Consider the following 368-nt stretch of genomic DNA (forward strand, 5'->3'; position numbering starts at 1 on the left):
CGTCCGTCAGCAGTTCCGGTGGCAGCGGCCAGCTCAGCCCTGCCAGCCGCGTGCGGCGCAGGTAATGCCACACCGTCGTTGTCGAGGTACCGACCGCGTCGGCGATCTCCCTCTGGTTGCGGTCACACTCGAAATGCAGCCGCAGCACTTCCCTGATTTTGCGCATGGTCAACCTGACATTTGCCATTCGGCACTCCCGACAAAACTGTCGATCGTGCCACCGTTGACCCGCGTCGCCGCCACCCCGAAATCCTGTTCGCAATGGCGTGGAAACCCTGTTCTTTTTGCCGTGGAATCGGCATTAACTTTGCCGTGGAATTCGTGTTCTTTTTGCCGTGGAATCCCTGTTCACTTTAGCGTGGAATATT

Annotated in this window: 1 protein-coding gene; it reads right to left on the reverse strand. The window is 58.2% G+C overall.

Annotation, left to right across the window (positions count from 1 at the left end):
- Positions 1–187: sigma factor-like helix-turn-helix DNA-binding protein (locus tag P0D80_RS51435; protein WP_408296711.1), on the reverse strand; the 187-nt coding region annotated here is incomplete at its 3' end.
- Positions 188–368 lie beyond the last annotated feature (181 nt).

Source organism: Paraburkholderia sp. RL17-373-BIF-A, from assembly GCF_046030175.1.
Taxonomy (GTDB): Bacteria; Pseudomonadota; Gammaproteobacteria; order Burkholderiales; family Burkholderiaceae; genus Paraburkholderia.